This window comes from Ruegeria marisflavi, from assembly GCF_025673445.1.
Lineage (GTDB): Bacteria > Pseudomonadota > Alphaproteobacteria > Rhodobacterales > Rhodobacteraceae > Ruegeria_B > Ruegeria_B marisflavi.
The window spans coordinates 56,814-77,207 of sequence record NZ_JAOVQN010000015.1; the positions used below are offsets into that span (position 1 = coordinate 56,814).

The following is a 20,394-nucleotide window of genomic DNA, read 5'->3' on the forward strand; positions in this document are numbered from 1 at the left end:
AACGGTGCACGATAACGTGAGCGCGGACGGCGCCAAAATCTGCCATCAAGGGTCCAGCACAGGAGAGACCCACCATGCGCCTTGCCGCCCTCGCCCTGATCACCTGTCTTGCCCTGCCCGCCTTCGCTGGCGATCTGACGCCGCGTCCGGGCTGGGCAGTGCACGTTACCGCCAAAACCCACGCTCAACTGGTCGAGGACACCCGCGCCGCCATCACCGCAAACGGGCTGGGCATCGTCACCCAGGCTGGCCCGACCGAGGCCGCCGCCCGGCGCGGTATCACCATTCCCGGCAACCGGGTCATCGGCGCCTTCAACAACGATTTCGCGGTCCGGGTGCTGGCGCTGTCGACCGCCGCGATGATCGAGGCGCCGATCCGCTTCTATGTCAGCGAAAACGCTAATGGCACCGCCACGCTGGGCTACGAGCTGCCCTCGCAGGTCTTTGCGCCCTATCTCGACGAAGGCGGCGCAGAGCTGGCCGCCATTTCCGCCGAGCTGGACGCGCGGTTTGCGGCGGTGGCGGCCCAGGCAATCGCCTCACAGTGACGTGACCCCCCTTGCCTTCGGGCGCAGGCTCCGCAATCTCGGCCAGAAGCGACCCCTGTAACGGAGCCTCATCATGTCAGACCCCCTTCCCCGCGCCGCCGACCTGCTGGCCCGGCGGCTGTACGAGGCGGGCTGCCGCCATGCCTTTGGCATGCCCGGCGGCGAGGTGCTGACGCTGGTCGATGCGTTGGACAAGGCCGGGATCGCCTTTCATCTGGCCAAGCATGAAAACGCCGCAGGCTTCATGGCCGAGGCGGTGCACCACCGCGACGGCGCGCCTGCGATCCTGCTGGCGACGTTGGGACCGGGGGCGATGAACGGGGTCAATGTGGTGGCCAATGCGCTACAGGACCGGGTGCCGATGATCGTGCTCACCGGCTGTGTCGATGCCGACGAGGCGCTGACCTATACCCATCAGGTGATGGACCATGCCCGTGTGTTCCGCCCGATCACCAAGGGCAGTTTCCGCCTGACTGCCGAAGGCTCGGATATCATCGCCGACAAGGCGGTGTCGCTGACGATGCAGCCCCGGCCCGGCCCGGTTCACATCGACGTGCCGATCGGCGTGGCCGATACCCCGGTGCGCGAGACAAGGCGGCGGCGGCTGACCCCGACGGCGCCCGTGGCGCCCGGCGGCACCTGCCTGGAAACCGCCCGCCGCTGGGTCGCCGAGGCCCGCCGCCCGCTGGCGGTGATCGGCCTCGATGTGCTTGCCGACAACTCGAAATGTGTCCTGCAAGCCTTTCTGGAACATTTCGAAATTCCCTTTGTCACCACCTACAAGACCAAGGGCATCCTGCCCGAGGATCACCGCCTTTGCCTGGGCGGCGCGGGCCTGTCGCCACTGGCCGACAGCCACCTGTTGCCGCTGGTCAAGGCCGCCGACCTGATCCTGTGTCTGGGCTATGACCCGATCGAGATGCGCCCCGGCTGGCGCGAGGTCTGGGACCCTGAACGCCAGCGGGTGATCGACATCTCGGCAGTGGTCAATGACCACTACATGCATCAGGCCGGGATCAACATCGTCGCCGATACTGGCGCCACGCTCGAGGCCTTCGCCAAGGGGACAGCGGGACACACCACCTGGCCCGGGGGCGAACCGCAGGCAACCCGTGCAGCGCTGGCCCGCGCCTTTCCGCAGGATGAAGAGTGGGGCCCCGCCGCGATCATCGCAGAGACCCGCGCCACCCTGCCCCAAGGCACGTTGGCCACCGCCGACAGCGGCGCCCATCGCATCCTGCTCAGCCAGATGTGGCGCTGTGACGAGCCACGCGGGCTGATCCAGTCCTCGGGCCTGTGCACCATGGGCTGCGCCCTGCCGATGGCGATTGGCCTCAAACTGGCCGAACCCGACCGCCCGGTGATCAGCTTTTCCGGCGACGCTGGGTTCCTGATGGTCGCCGGAGAGCTGTCGACCGCCGCCGAGATGGGCGGCAACCCGATCTTTCTGGTCTTTGTCGATGCCAGCCTGTCGCTGATCGAGCTGAAACAACGCGGCCGCCAGTTGCCCAATCGGGGCGTCGATTTCGGGCATCACGACTTTGCCGCCATCGGCCGCGCCTTTGGCGGGCATGGACACACCGTGCGCTCGCGGGCAGAGTTGCGCGCGGCGCTAAAGGCGGCGCAGGCAGCGGACCGGTTCACGGTGATCGCGGCCGAAATCGCACGAGGGGATTACGATGGCCGGATCTGAACAACCCAAGGGGCCACTCGATGGGGTGCGCGTGCTGGACCTCAGCCGCATTCTGGCGGGGCCGACCTGTACCCAGCTCTTGGGTGATCTGGGCGCCAATGTGATCAAGATCGAGAACCCCGGCTCGGGTGGCGATGACACCCGCCAATGGGGGCCGCCCTATGTGACCGACTCCGAGGGCAACTCCAGCGATTTGAGCGCCTATTTCGTGGCCGCCAACCGCAACAAGAAATCGGTGGCGCTGGATATCTCGACCCCCGAAGGGCAGGCGCAGATCCGGCGTCTGGCGGCCCATGTCGATATCCTGATCGAGAATTTCAAACCCGGCGGGCTGGCCAAATACGGACTGGATTATGCCAGTCTGGAGCCAGAGTTCCCAAGCCTCGTCTATTGCTCGATCTCGGGATTCGGTCAGACCGGCCCCAATGCCTCGAAACCGGGCTATGACCTGATGGCCCAAGGGTTTGGTGGCATCATGTCGCTGACCGGGGAACCCGATGGCGCGCCGATGAAGGTGGGCGTGGGCATCGCAGATGTGATGTGCGGCATGTATGCGACCGTGGGCATCCTCGCCGCGCTGCATCACCGCCAGCGCACCGGCGAGGGCCAGCATATCGATTTGGCGCTGGTCGATGCGCAGGTGGCCTGGATGATCAACGAGGGTGTGAATTATCTGACCAGTGGCGCGCTGCCCCAGCGGCGCGGCAATGCCCATCCCAACATCATGCCCTATGACGTCTATGCCACCTCGGATGGGCATGTTGTGCTGGCGGTGGGCAATGACGGCCAGTTCAGGCGCTTCTGCGACTTTCTGGAGCTTGGCGAACTGGCGGGCGACCCGCGCTTTGCCACCAACCAGGCGCGGCTGCAAAACCGCGCCCCGCTGGACGCGCTGCTGCGACCGACGCTGGAGGCACGCAGCATGGCCGAAGTGATCACCGGGCTGGAGGCGCTCAAGGTCACGGTGGGGCCGGTGCAGACCCTGGACCAGGTGTTTTCCAGCGATCAGGTGGTGGCCCGGCAGATGCAGATCGACATGGAGGCCGAGCCCGGCCCGGTGCACCTGATCGGCAATCCGCTCAAGCTGTCGCGCACGCCCGTGACCTATCGCAGGGCACCGCCGCGCTGCGGTCAGGACACCGAATCCGTGCTCTCATCGGACGATCCGTTCACGGACTGAAACATCACCTGTCTTTGGGCGGCAAATTGCTGAAACAACAGAAGCTTTCGGCGGCTTTTCCCCCATTTTCCGCACACGCGTTTTCACCAATTCGCGAGCGGCGTCGATCCTGATACGGGGCTCCAATAGACTTGGCAAAGGCGCGAACTGCCTCCCCTTTGCAAGGAACGGACCCGGTATGAGAGACGATGTTTTTGGACAGACCAATAGCCTGACCCGCGCGGACAGCGCCGAGGCGTGGGATGGCGTGCTGCTGGGCTTCATGGCCCATGCCGCGATCACCCCGCAGCATCTGGCGCGGGTGCTGGAGCTGGAGCCGGATTTCGCGCTGGGCCATGCCATCAAGGGCCTGTTCATGCTGCTTCTGGGCCGGCGAGAGATGACCCCCGTTGCGGTCGAGGCGATGGCCGCCGCCGAGCGCGCCGCCGATGCGCACCCGGTAACACTGCGCGAGGCGCATTACCTGACAGCCTTGCGCCACTGGCTGGCGGGCAACCCCAGTCGTGCGGTGCAGGAATTCGAGGCCATTCTGCACGCCCATCCCGACGACACCCTGGCAATGAAGCTGAGCCATGCCACCCGGTTTGTGCTGGGCGATCCGGCCGGAATGCGCCGCTCGATCGAGCGGGTGATGCCCGCCTACGCCCCCGATCATGCCGGGCGCGGCTATCTGCTGGGGTGCCACGCCTTCGCGCTGGAAGAAACCGGCGCATTCGACAAGGCAGAGATTGCCGGGCGGCAGGCGCTGTGGATGGTCTCGGACGATGCATGGGGCCTGCATGCGGTCGCACATGTGCATGAAATGAAAGGACAATCCGCACAAGGTCTGGAATGGCTGGCCGGGCGCGAGGCGGCCTGGGCGCATTGCAACAATTTCCGCTACCACGTCTGGTGGCACAAAGCGCTGATGCATCTGGACCAAGGCCAGATTGATCAGGTATTCGATCTCTACGATTCAGCGATTCGCAAGGATAAGACAGACGACTATCGTGATATTTCGAACGCCACCTCGCTGCTGTCGCGGCTCGAGCTTGAAGGCGTAAATGTCGGACACCGCTGGGAAGAACTGGCCGACCTGAGTGCCGCGCGCACCGAAGACGGAAGCCTGATCTTCGCAGACCTGCATTACCTGCTGGCCCTGACCGGGGATACCCGCGAAGACGCCATCTCGCGAATGCTGCAGCGGATCAAACGCGATGCAGAAAAGGCCAATTGCGATGTGACCCGTCGCATGGCCGATCCCGGAATGAACGCCGCGCTGGGGCTTGAGGCCTTTGGCGATGGAGAACATGGACGGGCCTTCGATCACTTGCTTGCCGCCCGCGGCAAAATGCAACTGGCCGGAGGCAGCCATGCCCAGCGCGATGTGTTCGAACGGATCACGATAGACGCCGGGCTGCGGGCCGGTCGCCTGGACGCGGTGGAACGCGTGTTGGACGACCGCCGCGCCAAACGTGGTGGACATGAAGACAACTATGCCCTTGCCCGTCGCGCCCTGATCGAGGCGGGCAGAGGCGAGCGTGGCATGCACAGCGTGCCCGCCGAATGACGTGATTGAGAAGGAGCAAATACGCATGGCGACCATTTCGCCCGCATCGGATTTTGCACCGGCCACGACCCGCGTCGCGGCCCCCGCCTCTACGCGCGATCTGCGGCTGGATTTCTATCGCGGCATCGCGATGTTCATCATCCTGGTCGCACATATCAGCGACAACCCTTGGGCAAACTGGATTCCCGCCCGGTTTGGGTTCTCCGACGCGACCGAAATCTTCGTGTTCTGCTCGGGCATGGCCTCGGCCATCGCATTCGGCGGCGCCTTTCTGAAAAAGGGCTGGGTGATGGGCAGCGCGCGCACCCTGTTCCGCATCTGGCAGGTCTATTGGGCGCATATCGGGCTGTTCTTCTTCACCGCGATGTGCATGGCCGCGCTGGACCTTTCAGGATGGTTCGAGCGCAGCTATGTCGACGCGCTGAACCTCCAGCATTTCTTTGACGATCCGGTACCGCAGATCGTGGGCTTGTTTACGCTCACCTACGTTCCCAATTACTTCGACATCCTGCCGATGTATCTGGTCGTTCTGGCGATGATGCCGCTGATGATGGGGCTGAAACAGCTTGGGTTCTGGGCAATGGCGCTGGCCTCGGTCCTGATTTGGGCCGTGGCGCAGACAGGCACGCTTGCCCTGCCGGCCGAGCCCTGGTCGGAACGGCAATGGTTCTTCAACCCGTTTGGCTGGCAGTTGCTGTTCTTCACCGGTTTCGCCTTCATGCGCGGCTGGATTCCCGCGCCGCCCGTCAGCAAGGTGCTGATCTGGGCGGCGATTCTGTTCGTCGTCCTGTCGGCGCCATTCGGATCGTGGAAAGTCTTTCTGTGGGTCGAAGCCTGGAATCCGGCCGTAGCCGATGACATCCGCGCAACCTGGCCGCTGACCGGAGAGTTCCGCGACAAGACCGAGTTCGGCCTGCTGCGCTATATGCATTTCCTGTCGCTGGCTTATCTCGGCTGGGTCGTTGCCGGCGACAAGGGCGCACGCCTGCTGCCCACCGGAGACGGCACCGCCGCGCAGCTCTGGCAACAGGCGCTAAACATAATCGTCAAGGTCGGCCAGCAGTCGCTGGCGGTCTTTGTCTTCTCCATGGCTGTCGCGCGTCTGCTGGGTGTACTGCTCGACATCTGGGGCCGCGACCCTCTCCCCGTTCTGTTCGTCAATCTCATCGGCTTCATCTTGATCACCGGCGTCGCCTACACCGCTGCCTGGTTCAAATCTCATCCCTGGAAATCTCGGAAATGATCCTTACGCGCCGTTCCTTTCTGGCCTCGGTCTCGCTGCTCGCTCTGGCGCCGGGGGCCTTTGCGGCCACCCCGGCCGAACCCTTTGATCATGCCATGGTCAAGTCCATGGCCCGCGATCTGGCCAGCCGCCCGTATCAGATGCGCGCGGATGTGCCCGACGCGTGGAAGGCACTGACCTATGAGGAATACCGTTCGATCCGGTTCCGCATCGACCACGGGCTCTGGGCCGGAACTGAGAGCCCGTTCAGCGTCGATTTCTTCGCCCCCGGGCTCTATTTCCCGCGCGCGGTGCAGATCCATTCGGTCGAAAACGGGATGGCGCGGCTGGTCGGGTTCGACCTGTCGATGTTCGACAAAGGGCCTGAAGTTCCCGCGCTGCCCGCCGACGAGAACCTGGGTTTCTCGGGCCTGCGGCTGCGCACGGAGATGCATCGCCCCGGCGAGACAGACGAATTCTGCGTGTTTCAGGGTGCGAGTTACTTCCGCGCCATCGGGTTGAACGAGAATTACGGTCTGTCGGCGCGGGGTCTTGCGTTGAAAACCGGCGATCCGGATGGCGAGGAATTCCCCGAATTCATCCGCTTCTGGCTGGAACGCCCCGTGCCGGGGCAACGCAACATGATCGTTCATGCCTTGATGGACAGCCCCTCGTTGGCGGGTGCCTATCGGTTCGACATCACCGCAGGCGAGGATTGCGTGATGGAGGTTGAGGCGGCGCTGTTCCCGCGCGAGGACCTGACTCATGCGGGCCTGGGCGCGCTGACCTCGATGTTCCTGTTCGATGCCAGCAACCATATCCGGTTTGACGATTTCCGCCCTGCGGTGCATGACAGCAACGGGTTGTTGATCCGGAACGGTGCCGGAGAGGTGATCTGGCGCCCGCTGGCCAATCCCCGCGCGCTTCAGGTCTCGTCCTTCGTGGACGAGAACCCGCGAGGATTTGGCCTGATGCAGCGGGCGCGAGAGTTTTCTGATTTCGCTGATCTCGAGGCCAATTATCACCGCCGCCCGGGCCTGTGGGTCAAGCCGATGGGCGACTGGGGCAAGGGGGCGGTCACCCTGGTCGAGATTCCCGCCGATCAGGAGATCTATGACAATATCGTCGCCTATTGGCGACCGGCGGAACCCTATGCGGCGGGCAGCGAGGTCACCCTCGGCTACCGGCTGACATGGGGCGAGGAACCCTATCGAACACCGCTGCCGCGCGTGATCCGGACGGCAATGGGGGAAAAGACCTTTGGCGAAGGCCGGCTGGTGGTCGTCGATTTCGAGGCCAGCCCGCTGTTTGACGATCTGGAGACACTGGAGGCGGTGGTGCAGTCGCCCCATGCCGAGGTGGCACCGCCGATCCTGCAACGCAATCCGGATACCGGGGGCGCACGTCTGGCGTTCTCGTTTGTCCCCGGCGAAACCGAACTGGTTGAACTGCGCGCGCAATTGCGCCGTGACAGTGAGCCCGCCTCCGAAGTCTGGCTTTACAGGTGGACCGCGTGATGGAACACGAACTGAGGATCATGCCGGAACCGGCGCCCCTTCCGATGCAGGCGCAGGATTTCAACACTGGGTTTCGTGACGCTCAGGCCCCGCAGGAGGTGGCGACACAAGGTGTCGCGCTTTGGCGGGTCTTGGCGTTCTCACCTGCGATGGCGGCCACCTTGGGGTTGCTCTGGCTGATGGGAGACTGGTTTTCGGATGCCGGGATTTCGCTGATCGAAGGTATCCTTCTGGCCCTGATCGCCTTCAACTTCTTCTGGATCGCCTTTGCGGTCAGTACGGTTCTGTTGGGCATGATCTCGCTGTCCCGGCAGGGTCCACGGCTTCGCGCCGACAAGGTGCAGCGCCTGCGTGTGGCCCTGTTGATGCCGGTCTACAACGAAGTGCCGTGGTATGTACTTGGCAACGCACGCACCATGCTCGAAGAGCTGAAATCGCGCGGCGGCCAGCATGAATACGCCATGTTCATCCTGTCAGACACCCGCGACGACGCCATCGCCGCGCAGGAACAGGCCAGTGTCGAGGCGTTGCGGACAACACTGGCGCCCGATCTGGCGCTGTACTATCGCCGCCGCGAACAGAATACCGACCGCAAGGTCGGCAACATCGCCGACTGGGTCAGCACCTGGGGCGGAGCCTGGGACGCGATGCTGGTGCTGGACGCCGACAGCCTGATGACCGGCCGCGCGATTGCGCGCCTGACCGACGCGCTGGCTCGCGATCCCGCCGCCGGGCTGATCCAGAGCTTTCCGCAACTGATCGGCGCGCAATCCGTGTTTGCCCGGATGCAGCAGTTTGCCAACGGTGTCTATGGCGCCGCCTTTGCCGAGGGCATGGCCCGCTGGTGCGGACAAGAGGGCAACTATTGGGGCCACAATGCGATCATCCGCACCGCTGCATTTGCCAATTGCGCGGGGTTGCCCAAGCTGCGCTCTCTCTCGGGGCGCGAGAAGCTGATCATGAGCCACGATTTCGTCGAAGCCGGGCTGTTGCGTCGGGCCGGTTGGTCGGTCCGCTTTCTGCCGCGCATCCGTGGCTCTTATGAAGAGACCCCACCGACCCTGATCGACCATGTGCTGCGCGACCGCCGCTGGTGCCAGGGCAACCTGCAACACCTGAACCTGCTGACCGCGCGCGGCTTCCGCTCGATCTCGCGGTTCCACATGTTTCATGGCGCCATCGGCTACCTGATGTCGCCGATCTGGTTTGCTCTTCTGGTGATGTGGGCGCTGATCGGTCACGGCGAGGACGGTTCGGTTCTACAGTATTTCAGCCCCGAGAACCCGCTGTTCCCGCAATGGCCGGACATCTCCGAGGGCCGCCACGTGGTGATCATCGTCGTCATGTATGCAATGTTGTTGCTGCCAAAGCTGTTGGGGATCGCCGCACTGCCGCTCAGCGGAGCGCGCTATTCCGATTTTGGCGGTGCGGGCCGGTTCCTGCTTTCCTTTTTGTCCGAGGTGATCCTGTCGATCCTTTACGCCCCCATCCTGATGGTCCAGCAGATGATCGCGGTATTCCGCACCATGCTGGGCATCCAGAAGGGGTGGTCACCGCAGGCCCGCGACGGTGGCACCTATGGCCTGACGACGCTGATCACCTGTCATGCGCTCGAAACCGTCAGCGGGCTGGCGCTCAGCGCTGGTATCGCATTGGGGCTGGTCTCGGTCTGGCTGGCCCCGATTGCGTTCAGCCTCGCCCTTGCGGTGCCGCTGTCCGCCCTGTCGGGTGTATCGGCTGGCGCCGCGCGGCGGCTGATCGGGATGCGCGAGGAATACCGCGAACCGGCGATCACGCGGGCGGCGCGGTCTTACCGGACCGAACTGAAATCACTTCTGGAACGCGGCACAGGCGTGCGCCCGGCCGAATAAACCCGGTGCCGGGCGATCAAGGATCGCCCAGCGCCTCGTACCAGTCGATCATCATGTCGGCCCAACCTTCGGGAACCATGTGGCCGCCGGGAAACAGCGCGAACTCAATCACCCCGCCCGGATCGCAGCTGGTCCAGGCACGCCGCTGGAACGGTCCGGTGAGGGAATAGCTGTCGGGTTTGTGATCGAGGCACCCGTTGGCGATGCGCCAGATTTCCAGACCGGCAAAGATATCACCCTGCTGAAACCGGTCGGCCCCAAGGATGCGCCCTTCGAGCGGCACCACAGGATCGCTCCAGCCATGCGTATGTAACAGCCGCACCGGGCCGTTACAGACCTCGGGCTGCGGGCGCCAGAACCCGCCCGAGACCGGCACATAGGCGGAATAGGCATCAGGCGTGGCGCAGGCCAGGTAGTTTACCATGAAGGCCCCCGCCGAAAATCCCCCCAGTACCACGCGATTTTGGTCCAGCCCGAACCGGGCGACCGCGTCCTCGGTTACCGCATTCAGAAAGGCGGCCTCATCCCGCCCCTCCCAGCCCGGAAAGAAATTCCAGCTGCGCTTGCCGGTTCCAGCGGGCCGGATCGCCCCATCTGGAGCGATCACCGCCCAGCCCCGGGCCTGCAGAGGTGCGACGAGCCGTTCATTGTTGATCGGTCCCGCACCTTCTCCGCCGTGTCCGTGCAGAAACACCAGAACCGGGGGGTGTTCGGCTTTAGGCAGGACGATGTGATAGCTTCCACCAGCTATTTCACATGGCCCCGTTTCATCCGCACAGCCAGCTAAAACCGCTGTCGCCGATCCCGCCAGTGCCAGAACCGCAAATACGCTCCGGATCATCATCCGCGCTCCTCATAAGCCGTCACCGGCAGTTCAGACCGCACCCAACCCGGCCCGGCGCGCGATCCCATCATTCCCTCGGGAACATCGATGATATTGCCGAATCCGGCCGCGCTCAATCGGTTGGCAAGCCGAGCAGAACGTACCCCGCGCGCGCAGATCAGGGCGATCGGTCGGTTTCTGTCACCCTCAGCCAAATCCGCCAATGCCTCGGCAAAATCTTCGCGCCGCATGTCAAGCGGATGGGCTCCCTCGCCGATCCCCGTTGCGCGCCATTCATCCGGGCGCCGGATGTCAATCAGCAAGACCTTGCCCTCGGTCGCCTGCGCATGCGCTTCGGCCACCGTCAACGCTCCGCCGGCAAAATCTTCGGGTGTCAATAAATACTGTCGCAGGCTAAAGCCGAGGACAATCGCGACTACGAGGCCAAGCCAAATCCGACGAGACGTTTTCCGAGTCATGCGCCCTCCTACAAATGTGCTTATCGCCATTATTTCAGGAACAGGTTCTATCACTTCAGGCCCGGCTTCGCCTGATCCCAACAGGTCGGGTACGATCAACAATTCGTCAGCCGAAAATGCATGTTACACTCTGTCGCAACAAATCTCTGACCTTTGCAACCTTGCAATACCTGGCAAGGACATAAATTATCGCTGCAAAACAATGTGAACAAAAAAACCAGCAGCGGAGAAATAGACGGTGTCCCTTTTCCTGATCGCCGCCCTGCCCTTTCTTGGGGCGATCTTTCCCGGTCTGCTGATCCGAGCGGGCCGAAACGTCTCCGCCTCGGCAGCGGGTCTGGCCAGCTTCCTCGCCTTTACCGGGTTGATGATCCATGCACCTGCCGTATTACGCGGGGAGGTGGTGACCGCACGGTTCGACTGGTTGCCCGGGTTGGGCCTGAACGCCAATTTCATGCTGGACGGGCTGGGCTTTCTGTTTGCGACGCTGATCCTGGGGATCGGCATGCTGATCGTTCTCTATGCCCGGTTCTATCTGTCCCGGCATGATCCGATGGGGCAGTTCTATACCTATCTCCTGTTGTTCCAGGGCGCGATGGTGGGCATCGTCTTGTCCGACAACATCCTGCTTTTGCTGGTTTTCTGGGAACTTACATCGCTTAGCTCATTCCTGCTAATCGGCTATTGGAAACACCTGCCCGCAGGCCGACAGGGCGCACGTATGGCGCTGGCGGTGACCGGATCAGGCGGGCTGGCGATGATCGCGGGCATGCTTATTCTGGGCCATATCGTGGGATCTTATGACCTGAGTGTGATCCTTCAGAACAAGGAGGCGATCCAGGCCTCTCCTTGGTACCTGCCCGCGCTACTGCTGATCCTGTTGGGCTGTTTCACCAAATCGGCGCAATTCCCGTTCCATTTCTGGCTGCCCCATGCGATGGCGGCGCCAACACCGGTATCAGCATATCTGCATTCGGCAACCATGGTTAAGGCCGGTATTTTCCTGATGGCGCGGATGTGGCCGGTGCTGGCGGGCACACCCGAGTGGTTCTATATCGTCGCCACCACCGGGCTGGTGACCATGGTCGTGGGCGCGGTCATTGCGCTTTTCAAGGACGATCTCAAGGCGCTGCTGGCCTTTTCGACCGTCAGCCATCTGGGGCTGATCACTATGCTCCTGGGCTTTGGCACCAAGGTTGCAGCGGTGGCGGCAATGTTCCACATCGTCAACCACGCAACATTCAAGGCGGCCCTCTTCATGAGCGCAGGCATTGTGGACCACGAAACCGGCACGCGCGACATCAAGCGGTTGGGCGGGCTTAGACACCTTATGCCGGTCACTTTCGGCATCGCGACAATCGCGGCCCTGTCGATGGCCGGGATTCCGCCGCTGAACGGGTTCCTCAGCAAGGAGATGATGCTGGAGGAAGCATTTCACACAACATGGCTGGACAGCCATGTGGTGATTCCCGCCCTGGCGGTATTTGCCGCACTGTTTTCGGCGGCCTATTCGTTCCGGTACATATCACATGTGTTCCTGGGACCGGAACGGCAGGACTATCCGCACGCACCGCATGATCCCGGTCCCGGCCTGTGGCTCTCGCCCGCGATTCTCGTTTTGCTGGTCGTGGTTATCGGCCTTAACTCGGCCACAGTTGCCGGCCCAGTGGTCAGTGCCTCGGCGCAGTCGGTTATCGGCGGTGAACTGCCCTATTTCAAGCTCAAGCTCTGGCATGGGTTTACCCCCGCGCTCTACATGTCAATCGTGGCTGTTCTGGGCGGTTTGCTATTGCTGGCGATGCACCGACATCTGGAGCGGGTGTGGGACAACCTACCCCGGCCTGAGGCCAAGGCGATCTTTGACGCAATAATCGAACTGCTGACCCAAATATCGCGGACGATCACCGATGGGCTGCACAACGGGGTCATTAGCCGTTATGCCGCGATCATGATCGCGTTTACCGTTGGCATCGGTTATTACGCCTATGCGACCGGAACGACCGGACTACCGACCCGCGTACCGCTGGAGGCGCCGATCATTCCAATCATCGGCTGGATCTGCCTGGTGGGCGCGACGCTGGCCATCATGTGGTTTCACCGTAACCGGTTGCTGTCGCTGGTTCTGATCGGCGTCGTCGGGCTCATCGTCTCAATGGCCTTCAACTATCTGTCGGCCCCGGATCTCGCGCTGACCCAGATCTCGGTCGAAGTGGTGACGATGATCCTGCTACTGCTGTCACTGAACTTCATGCCGACACAAACACCGGTGGACAGCACCAAGGCGCGCAAGCTGCGCGATGCCGCGATCTCGGTCGTGGCCGGGCTTGGCGCGGGCGGGCTGATCTATGCGCTGATGGTGCGGGATTTCGCCTTTCCCACCATCTCGGGCTATCATCTGGCCAATTCCTACAAGGGCGGCGGCGGCACCAACGTTGTCAACGTGATCCTGGTGGATTTCCGCGGCTTTGATACTTTTGGCGAGATCATCGTTCTTGGTATCGCCGCCCTGGTAATCTTTGCGTTGGCGGAGTCGGTACTGTCCAGCAACGTGCGCGCCTATCTGTTGAACCGTAAACCGCACTGGCCGCAATCAGGCGATGCGCATCCGCTGATGATGGTGGTAGTGACCCGTGTCATGATGCCCATCGCACTGATGGTCGGGGCCTATATCTTTTTCCGCGGCCACAACCAGCCGGGCGGCGGCTTCATCGCTGGGCTAGTGGTCGCCATCGCCTTTCTGATGCAATACATGGCCAGCGGTTATACCTGGACGATCGAGCGGCAGCGGTTCTATTACCATGCCACCATTGGCTGGGGCGTTCTGATCGCGGCAGCCACCGGCCTGGGCGCCTGGTTCAACGACATGCCCTTCCTGACCAGCGATTTCGGCTATCTGCACTGGCCGCCGCTGGAAGAGTTTGAATGGGCGACCGCGATGCTGTTTGACACTGGCGTGTTCCTTGCCGTCCTGGGGGCCGTGCTGCTGGCGCTCGACAGCCTGTCACGCTTTGCCTGGCAGCCTGGAATACAGCAGGAATACCCGATGGACATCAACCCACAGCGAGACGCACCCCCGGTGCCTGGCCCCGGGCCAGACACCATAATCCCCGTGGGAAAGGAGACCTGACATGGAAGCGCTCCTTGCCTCTGCCGTGGGTGTGCTGACTGCCGCCGGCATCTTCCTGATCCTGCGTCGCCGGACCTTTCCGGTCATTCTGGGCCTGTCGCTGCTGACCTATGCAGTCAACGCCTTTCTCTTTGCCACCGGGCGGTTGGCGCTGAATGCACCACCGGTCCTGAACAAATACGCGGATGTTCCCTATACAGACCCGCTGCCGCAAGCGCTGGTGCTGACAGCGATCGTGATCTCGTTCGGGATGACCGCCGTCATCGTGATGATCGCGCTTGGCGCCTATCTGTCGTCGAAGGACGACCGCATCGACATGAAAGCGCATGACAGTGTCGACGCCGCACCGGGAGAGGACGTATGAACCATTGGATCATCGCCCCGATCGTGCTGCCCGCATTGCTGGCGCCTTTCATCATCATGGTCCTGCGCTATCACTTGGACCTGCAACGCATCTTTTCGGTCGCGGGCACCGTCGGATTAGTCGGGATCGCGCTGACCCTGACGGCACAGGCCGCAGGTGGCGAGATCCAGGTCTATGAACTGGGCAACTGGCCCGCGCCCTTTGGCATCGTGCTGGTGCTCGACCGATTGTCGGCGCTGATGGTTCTGCTGACCTCGCTACTGGCGCTGGCCGTGGTGCTCTATGCCATGGGATCGGGATGGGACAAGCGCGGGCGTCATTTCCACCCGCTGTTCCAGTTTCAGTTGATGGGGGTTTGTGGCGCCTTCCTGACGGGGGATGCGTTCAACCTGTTCGTTTTCTTCGAGGTGCTGCTGATCGCATCTTACGGTCTGATGATCCATGGCGGTGGTCCCGTTCGTTTTAAGGCGGGGGTGCAATATGTCACTTACAACCTGCTCGGCTCGACCCTGTTCCTGTTCGCGCTCGGCACACTCTATTCGGTGACAGGTACGCTCAACATGGCCGATCTGGCCTTGCGGGTGGCCGACCTGCCGACCGAGGATACCGCTCTGCTCAGGGTCGGCGCGGTGCTGCTGTTGCTGGTGTTCTGCATCAAGGCCGCAGTCTTGCCTCTGCATTTCTGGCTTCCCGCCAGCTATTCCCTTGCGCCGATGCCGGTGGCCGCCCTGTTTGCGATCATGACCAAGGTGGGCGCCTATTCCATCCTCCGAATGTACACGCTGGCCTTTGGCCCCGAGGTTACTATCACTCAGGGGCTGGCGGGCGACTGGCTGCTGCCAGCGGCGCTCGTCACGCTCGCCATCGGTGCGGTCGGTATCCTCGGCACGCAGCATATCGCGCGAATGGTCGCATTTGCCGCGATCGCTTCGATGGGGACGCTGCTGATCGCGGTATCGCTGTTCACGCCCCAGGCCACGGCGGCGGCACTTTACTACGCCGTTCACTCGACATTGGCCACCGGGCTGATGTTCCTGATCGCCGATCTGGTGATCGAACGCCAGGGTGGCCGCATCGACGGGATGACGCCGATGCCGCAAAGCGGGCTGATCGCCGCGCTCTATTTCATCGGGGCCATCGCGCTGGCGGGCATGCCGCCCCTGTCGGGGTTCGTTGGCAAGCTGCTGGTGATGGACGCCGCCCGCGACGCGGGCGATTTCACGGCAATCTGGGCGGTGATCCTGGTCAGCTCGTTTATTACCATCGTCGGGCTGGCGCGTGCCGGGTCGCTCATCTTCTGGCAAAGCCACGATGCGCGCCATAACACCGAACCGGACCCTGAAAACGAGGACAAGGTGATCCACTTGCCGCCCCCCGAGCCGATGCCTGGCCTGACCTTTTCGGCCGTGTTCGGGTTGGTCGCGGGGCTTATCGGACTGACGCTGTTTGCCGGTCCCTTGATGGAATACACAAGCTCAATGGCCGAACAGCTCTATACGCCGCAACACTATATCGACGCGGTCCTTAAGGGGGGTGAGCAATGAAACTGTTGCGCCGGGTGTTCCCACACCCACATCTCACCATCCTCCTGACGATCGTCTGGGTGCTGCTGGCAAACGCGCCTTCGCTGAATTCGGTCGTGTTCGGCCTGATCCTCGGGATCGTGATCCCGTTCATCACCCAGCCCTATTGGCCAGATCGCCCGATCCTGCGGAACTGGCCGATGGTGGTGGAGTACATCCTGGTCGTTCTGTGGGACATCGTGGTGGCGAATTTCACCGTCGCCCGGATCATCCTGTTCAAACGTGATGCGGACCGGCAGCCAAACTGGATCTGCATCCCACTCGAACTGCGCAGCCCCGAAGCGATCACCGTTCTGGCGGGCACCATCACCATGACCCCGGGCACCGTCAGTTGCGACCTGTCTGCAAAGGGTCATAACCTATTGGTACACTGCCTGGACGCCCCCGATCCCGATGCGGTTCGTGACGAGATCAAGCAGCGCTACGAACGCCGTCTGAAGGAGATATTCGAATGATCATGGACTATGCGATCCATTTCACCTTTGCCTGTTTCGGGGCGGCCGTCATGATGTGCCTGTGGCGGATCATCACCGCCGACGGCGTCGGTACACGGGTTCTGGCGCTGGACACGATGGTAATCAACACCATTGCTCTGATGGTTCTCTACGGCCTGCTATTGGGCACCGAGATCTTTTTCGAGGCAGCCATGATCATCGCCATGCTGGGCTTTGTCTCGACCGTGGCCTATGCGCGCTTCATGCTGCGCGGCAACATCATCGAGTGAGGCCGGCATGGTAGAATTCTGGGAAATCGTCATCGCCTTCTTCCTGATAGTTTCGGGCATCTTCGGCTTTGTCGGCTCGTTCGGGATGATCAAGCTCAAGGACCCGATGTCGCGCCTGCACGCACCGACCAAGGCGACCACTCTGGGCGTAGGCGGTGTGCTTATCGCCTCTATCCTCCACTCACTCGCATTGGAGCATCGGCTGTCACTGCACGAGTTGCTGATCACGTTGTTTCTGTTTCTCACAGCACCGGTCACGGCTCTGTTTATTGCAAAGTGGCACATTCACCGGCATGAAACGCCAGAGAGCCTGCCCGATGCGGGTGAGGATGGAAAATGGGCAACCCATGCGGTACAGCCCAACGAGGACGAACCTGACCAGACGGCGACCTGACTAGATGAATACCCCTCCCCTGCCCCGCACCCGTGACCTTGTTCTGATCGGGGGCGGGCATACCCATGCGCTGGTCCTGCGAAAATGGGGGATGATGCCGCTGGCTGGAGTCCGGGTGACGGTGATCAACCCCGGCCCCATCGCCCCCTATTCCGGCATGTTGCCCGGATTTGTGGCAGGCCACTATGCGCGCGGAGATTTGGACATCGACCTTGTGCAATTGGCACGCTTCGCCGGGGCGCGGGTGATCCTGGGCGAGGTGCAGGGCATCGACCTGCACCGGCGCGAGGTGCTGGTGCCGGGGCGCCCACCTGTTGCCTTTGATATCGCCTCTGTCAACGTTGGTATCACCTCAACGATGCCGAACCTGCCCGGTTTCGCCGAGCACGGCGTTCCTGCCAAGCCGCTGGGGCCGTTCGCCGCTCGCTGGGCCGAGTACCTTGCCGGCGAAGGCCCGGCGCAGGTGGCGGTGATCGGGGGTGGTGTGGCCGGGGCCGAACTGGTGATGGCGATGGCCCACGCCCTTCGCGCCCGTAACCGCATGGCCGAAGTGGCACTGATCGACAATCTCCGGGTTCTGGGCGCCATGGGCGACAAGGCGGCCGCACGGGTGCGGCAGGCCATGAAATCCCTTGGCGTGACCCTGGTCGAGGGGACGGAGATCGCGCAGGTGCGGGCAGAGGGAGTAGAACTGGCCGATGGCCGGATGATCCCGGCCCGGTTCGTGACCGGCGCCGCCGGGGCACGCCCCTATCCATGGATGGCCGATAGCGGTCTCGCCACCTATGACGGGTTCATCGCAGTCGATGCGTGTCTGCAAACCAGCGATCCGGCCATCTTCGCCGCTGGCGATTGCGCCCACCTGTTGGACAGCCCCCGGCCCAAAGCGGGGGTTTATGCCGTGCGCGAGGCGCCGGTGCTCCACGATAACCTGCGCGCCGCCTTTGGCGCGGGCAACCTGCGCCCCTATCGGCCACAAAGGGATTATCTGAAACTGATCTCGTTGGGCGGCAAGGCAGCCCTGGCCGAGAAATGGGGGATGGTGTTCTCGGGGCCTCTGATGTGGCGGTGGAAGGACCGGATCGACCAAACCTTCATAGAGCGTTTCCGTGACCTGCCGCGCATGGGTCAGCCCGCCTTGCCAGAACTCCATGCCCAAGGTCTGGTCGAAGCGCTGGGGGAAAAGCCGCTCTGCGGCGGATGCGGCGCCAAGGTCGGGCGCGCAGCGCTGCGCGCGGCCCTTGCCCCGCTACCCGGCGCAACTCGGAGCGACGTTACGCCCCTGCCCGGGGACGACGCGGCCTTGCTGACCACGGGTGGGGTGCGCCAGGTCATGACGTCGGACCATCTGCGCGGGCTGACCGAGGACCCGGTGCTGATGACCCGGATCGCGGCCCATCACGCGCTGGGCGATATCTGGGCCATGGGGGCCGAGCCGCAGGCGGCCACCGCGACGGTGATCCTGCCCCGGCTATCGCCCGAATTACAGCAGCGCAGCCTGACCGAGATCATGGCGGCCGCGACCGAAGTGATGCGCGACGCCGGGGCGGAAATCGTCGGCGGCCATAGTTCTGTCGGCGACGAGTTGACCATCGGCTTTACCCTGACCGGGCTTTGCCAACGCGACCCGATCACACTTGCCGGCGGGCGGCCGGGTGACGTGCTGATCCTGACCAAACCCTTGGGCAGTGGAGTGCTGATGGCGGGTGAAATGGCCGGACAGGCCGCTGGCGCCGATGTGGCGGCCGCCTATGGCTGGATGACACAGGGACAGGGACAGGCCGCGCAGATCCTGCACGGTGCCCATGCGATGACCGACGTGACCGGTTTTGGCCTGGCCGGACATCTCCATGGCATTTGCGAGATGTCTGGTACCGGAGCAGAGATCGACCTGGAAGCCGTGCCGGTGATGCAGGGTGCGCTGGAACTGTCGCAGGCGGGGGTGCGCTCGTCGATCTTTGCTGAAAACCGGATGCTGGTGCCGGAATTGCCCGCCACCAGCAAGGCGGCGTTGCTGTTCGATCCGCAAACCGCAGGCGGATTGCTGGCCGCTGTCACGCCGGAAGAGGCCACCCCGCTTCTGGAGCAATTGCAGGCGGCAGGGTATCCGGCGGCGATCATCGGGAAACTGTCCGAGGCACCGGGTTTGCGGCTCAAGTCCTGAGGCGCCGCCGCCGCCATGGCCTTACGGCGCATCCTCGGAGTATTTCTAGCGAAATAAAGGGGTTATACTGCGTGTAGTGACGGGGTTCGGTGCAGTGCCTGAGCAACGTCACTGGCCGCCTGGGCGATCCCCCCGGCATCCAGCGATCTCGCAGAAACTGTGGCCAGGTGGTCGGCTTCGTGTGACCGGCGGGATTTCAGGTAAGCGGGGTCGTAATGCTGCTGCATCAGCGCGCGGGTCACGCCCGCCTTGTCGCCCGCGGCGATGAGCTGCAACCAGCCGTCCACCACCTCGTGACCGCGGTGATAGCGCAGCGGGTCGAGCTTGGCGATCAACGTCTCAGCGTCCGACAGGATGTCGTCATAGGCCGCTGTCAGATAGGCCGTACGCGCCGCGATTGGTGCGTCAATCTCGATCCGGGGGGCGACGCAGAGGGCCGACCAGAGACTGGGTGGCAGGATTCGCTCGCCGATCTTGGAGCTTTCCGCCTCGACCACCACGGGGCGGGCCGGGTCAAGCGCGCAGAGTGCACCAGCGAGCCTTGATTCAAAGGCTTTCTGGCTGGGCTGCCCGCCGGGTCGGCCGCCCAGCAGCGAGCCACGGTGATTGGCAAGTGCTTCGAGATCAAGCACTTGCACGCCGTGGCTTGGCAGATGGCTCAGGATTTCAGTCTTGGCGGTGCCGGTGAACCCGTCAAGCGCCACCAGCCGATGCGGCAGTGGATCATCGTAGAGATAGCGGTTCACCAAACGGCGATAGGTGCGATAGCCGCCCGCGATGACCTCGGCGCGCCAACCGATCTGTTGTAGCATCCAGGTGAAGGAGCCGGAGCGTTGGCCGCCGCGCCAGCAATAGACCAGGGGGCGCCAGGCGCCTTCGTGGTGGCTGAGGCTGTGTTCGACATGCGCGGCGGCGTTACGGAACACTAGCGCCGCGCCCAGCTTGCGCGCCAGAAACGGGCTCTGCTGTTTGTAGATGGTGCCGACGCGGGCGCGTTCGTCATTGTCCAGCACCGGCAGGTTGATTGCACCGGGCAGGTGATCCTCGGCATGTTCGGCCGGGCTGCGGACGTCGATCACGGTGTCGAAGCCGTGCGCATAAAGCTGGGGAAGCGTGGTGAATTCGAGAGCCATGCCCCCGTTTAACGCGCTTTGTA

Annotated in this window: 17 protein-coding genes; 14 read left to right on the forward strand and 3 right to left on the reverse strand. The window is 63.1% G+C overall.

Features of this window, described 5'->3' with window-relative positions:
* Nucleotides 1-74 precede the first annotated feature (74 nt).
* From OEZ49_RS14845 to mdoH, 7 genes are all read left to right on the forward strand, one after another.
* Nucleotides 75-548: a DUF302 domain-containing protein gene (locus tag OEZ49_RS14845; protein ID WP_263389047.1), complete on the forward strand. Its 474-nt coding sequence runs from the start codon at nucleotides 75-77 to the stop codon at nucleotides 546-548.
* A 73-nt stretch (nucleotides 549-621) separates the two neighbouring features.
* Complete coding sequence (locus OEZ49_RS14850) at nucleotides 622-2,241, forward strand: thiamine pyrophosphate-binding protein (RefSeq protein ID WP_263389048.1); 1,620 nt, start codon at nucleotides 622-624, stop codon at nucleotides 2,239-2,241.
* Entirely contained in the window at nucleotides 2,228-3,421 is a 1,194-nt protein-coding gene (locus OEZ49_RS14855) for a CaiB/BaiF CoA transferase family protein (RefSeq protein ID WP_263389049.1), read from the forward strand. Before OEZ49_RS14850 ends, OEZ49_RS14855 begins: the two co-directional genes overlap by 14 nt.
* 178 nt (nucleotides 3,422-3,599) lie before the next feature.
* On the forward strand, nucleotides 3,600-4,970 hold the full coding sequence (locus OEZ49_RS14860) for a tetratricopeptide repeat protein (protein ID WP_263389050.1): 1,371 nt from the start codon (nucleotides 3,600-3,602) through the stop codon (nucleotides 4,968-4,970).
* A gap of 25 nt (nucleotides 4,971-4,995) precedes the next feature.
* The gene (locus OEZ49_RS14865; RefSeq protein ID WP_263389051.1) at nucleotides 4,996-6,213 is read left to right on the forward strand and encodes an OpgC family protein; all 1,218 of its coding nucleotides are present in this window, start codon (nucleotides 4,996-4,998) and stop codon (nucleotides 6,211-6,213) included.
* A complete protein-coding gene (locus tag OEZ49_RS14870; protein ID WP_263389052.1) occupies nucleotides 6,210-7,709 on the forward strand; it encodes a glucan biosynthesis protein in 1,500 nt (499 codons plus the stop codon). The genes OEZ49_RS14865 and OEZ49_RS14870 overlap by 4 nt, the downstream gene beginning before the upstream one ends.
* A complete protein-coding gene (gene mdoH, locus OEZ49_RS14875) occupies nucleotides 7,709-9,580 on the forward strand; it encodes a glucans biosynthesis glucosyltransferase MdoH (RefSeq protein ID WP_263389053.1) in 1,872 nt (623 codons plus the stop codon). Before OEZ49_RS14870 ends, mdoH begins: the two co-directional genes overlap by 1 nt.
* 16 nt (nucleotides 9,581-9,596) lie before the next feature.
* On the opposite strand, the gene OEZ49_RS14880 is transcribed toward mdoH, so the two are convergent.
* Both OEZ49_RS14880 and OEZ49_RS14885 read right to left on the reverse strand, forming a co-directional pair.
* Nucleotides 9,597-10,421: an alpha/beta hydrolase family esterase gene (locus OEZ49_RS14880; RefSeq protein ID WP_397545671.1), complete on the reverse strand. Its 825-nt coding sequence runs from the start codon at nucleotides 10,419-10,421 to the stop codon at nucleotides 9,597-9,599.
* Nucleotides 10,421-10,912: a rhodanese-like domain-containing protein gene (locus OEZ49_RS14885; RefSeq protein ID WP_397545675.1), complete on the reverse strand. Its 492-nt coding sequence runs from the start codon at nucleotides 10,910-10,912 to the stop codon at nucleotides 10,421-10,423. Before OEZ49_RS14885 ends, OEZ49_RS14880 begins: the two co-directional genes overlap by 1 nt.
* A 208-nt stretch (nucleotides 10,913-11,120) precedes the next feature.
* Here OEZ49_RS14885 and OEZ49_RS14890 point away from each other — a divergent pair, with 208 nt between their 5' ends.
* Genes OEZ49_RS14890 through selD form a run of 7 tightly spaced genes read left to right on the forward strand, consistent with a single transcriptional unit; the run spans nucleotide 11,121 to nucleotide 19,238 of the window.
* Complete coding sequence (locus OEZ49_RS14890; RefSeq protein WP_263389055.1) at nucleotides 11,121-14,009, forward strand: monovalent cation/H+ antiporter subunit A; 2,889 nt, start codon at nucleotides 11,121-11,123, stop codon at nucleotides 14,007-14,009.
* Nucleotide 14,010: 1 nt separating this feature from the next.
* Nucleotides 14,011-14,373 carry a Na+/H+ antiporter subunit C gene (locus OEZ49_RS14895; protein WP_263389056.1) on the forward strand — a complete coding sequence of 121 codons (363 nt, stop codon included), beginning with the start codon at nucleotides 14,011-14,013 and terminating at the stop codon, nucleotides 14,371-14,373.
* Nucleotides 14,370-15,917: a monovalent cation/H+ antiporter subunit D gene (locus OEZ49_RS14900; RefSeq protein WP_263389057.1), complete on the forward strand. Its 1,548-nt coding sequence runs from the start codon at nucleotides 14,370-14,372 to the stop codon at nucleotides 15,915-15,917. The genes OEZ49_RS14895 and OEZ49_RS14900 overlap by 4 nt, the downstream gene beginning before the upstream one ends.
* Complete coding sequence (locus OEZ49_RS14905) at nucleotides 15,914-16,411, forward strand: Na+/H+ antiporter subunit E (RefSeq protein WP_263389058.1); 498 nt, start codon at nucleotides 15,914-15,916, stop codon at nucleotides 16,409-16,411. Before OEZ49_RS14900 ends, OEZ49_RS14905 begins: the two co-directional genes overlap by 4 nt.
* Complete coding sequence (locus OEZ49_RS14910) at nucleotides 16,408-16,680, forward strand: K+/H+ antiporter subunit F (RefSeq protein WP_397545672.1); 273 nt, start codon at nucleotides 16,408-16,410, stop codon at nucleotides 16,678-16,680. Before OEZ49_RS14905 ends, OEZ49_RS14910 begins: the two co-directional genes overlap by 4 nt.
* 7 nt (nucleotides 16,681-16,687) lie before the next feature.
* Nucleotides 16,688-17,074: a Na+/H+ antiporter subunit G gene (locus OEZ49_RS14915; RefSeq protein ID WP_263389059.1), complete on the forward strand. Its 387-nt coding sequence runs from the start codon at nucleotides 16,688-16,690 to the stop codon at nucleotides 17,072-17,074.
* A gap of 4 nt (nucleotides 17,075-17,078) precedes the next feature.
* A complete protein-coding gene (gene selD / locus OEZ49_RS14920) occupies nucleotides 17,079-19,238 on the forward strand; it encodes a selenide, water dikinase SelD (protein WP_263389060.1) in 2,160 nt (719 codons plus the stop codon).
* A 62-nt stretch (nucleotides 19,239-19,300) separates the two neighbouring features.
* Here the strand turns inward: selD and mnmH are convergent, their stop codons facing one another.
* On the reverse strand, nucleotides 19,301-20,371 hold the full coding sequence (gene mnmH / locus OEZ49_RS14925; RefSeq protein ID WP_263389061.1) for a tRNA 2-selenouridine(34) synthase MnmH: 1,071 nt from the start codon (nucleotides 20,369-20,371) through the stop codon (nucleotides 19,301-19,303).
* Nucleotides 20,372-20,394 lie beyond the last annotated feature (23 nt).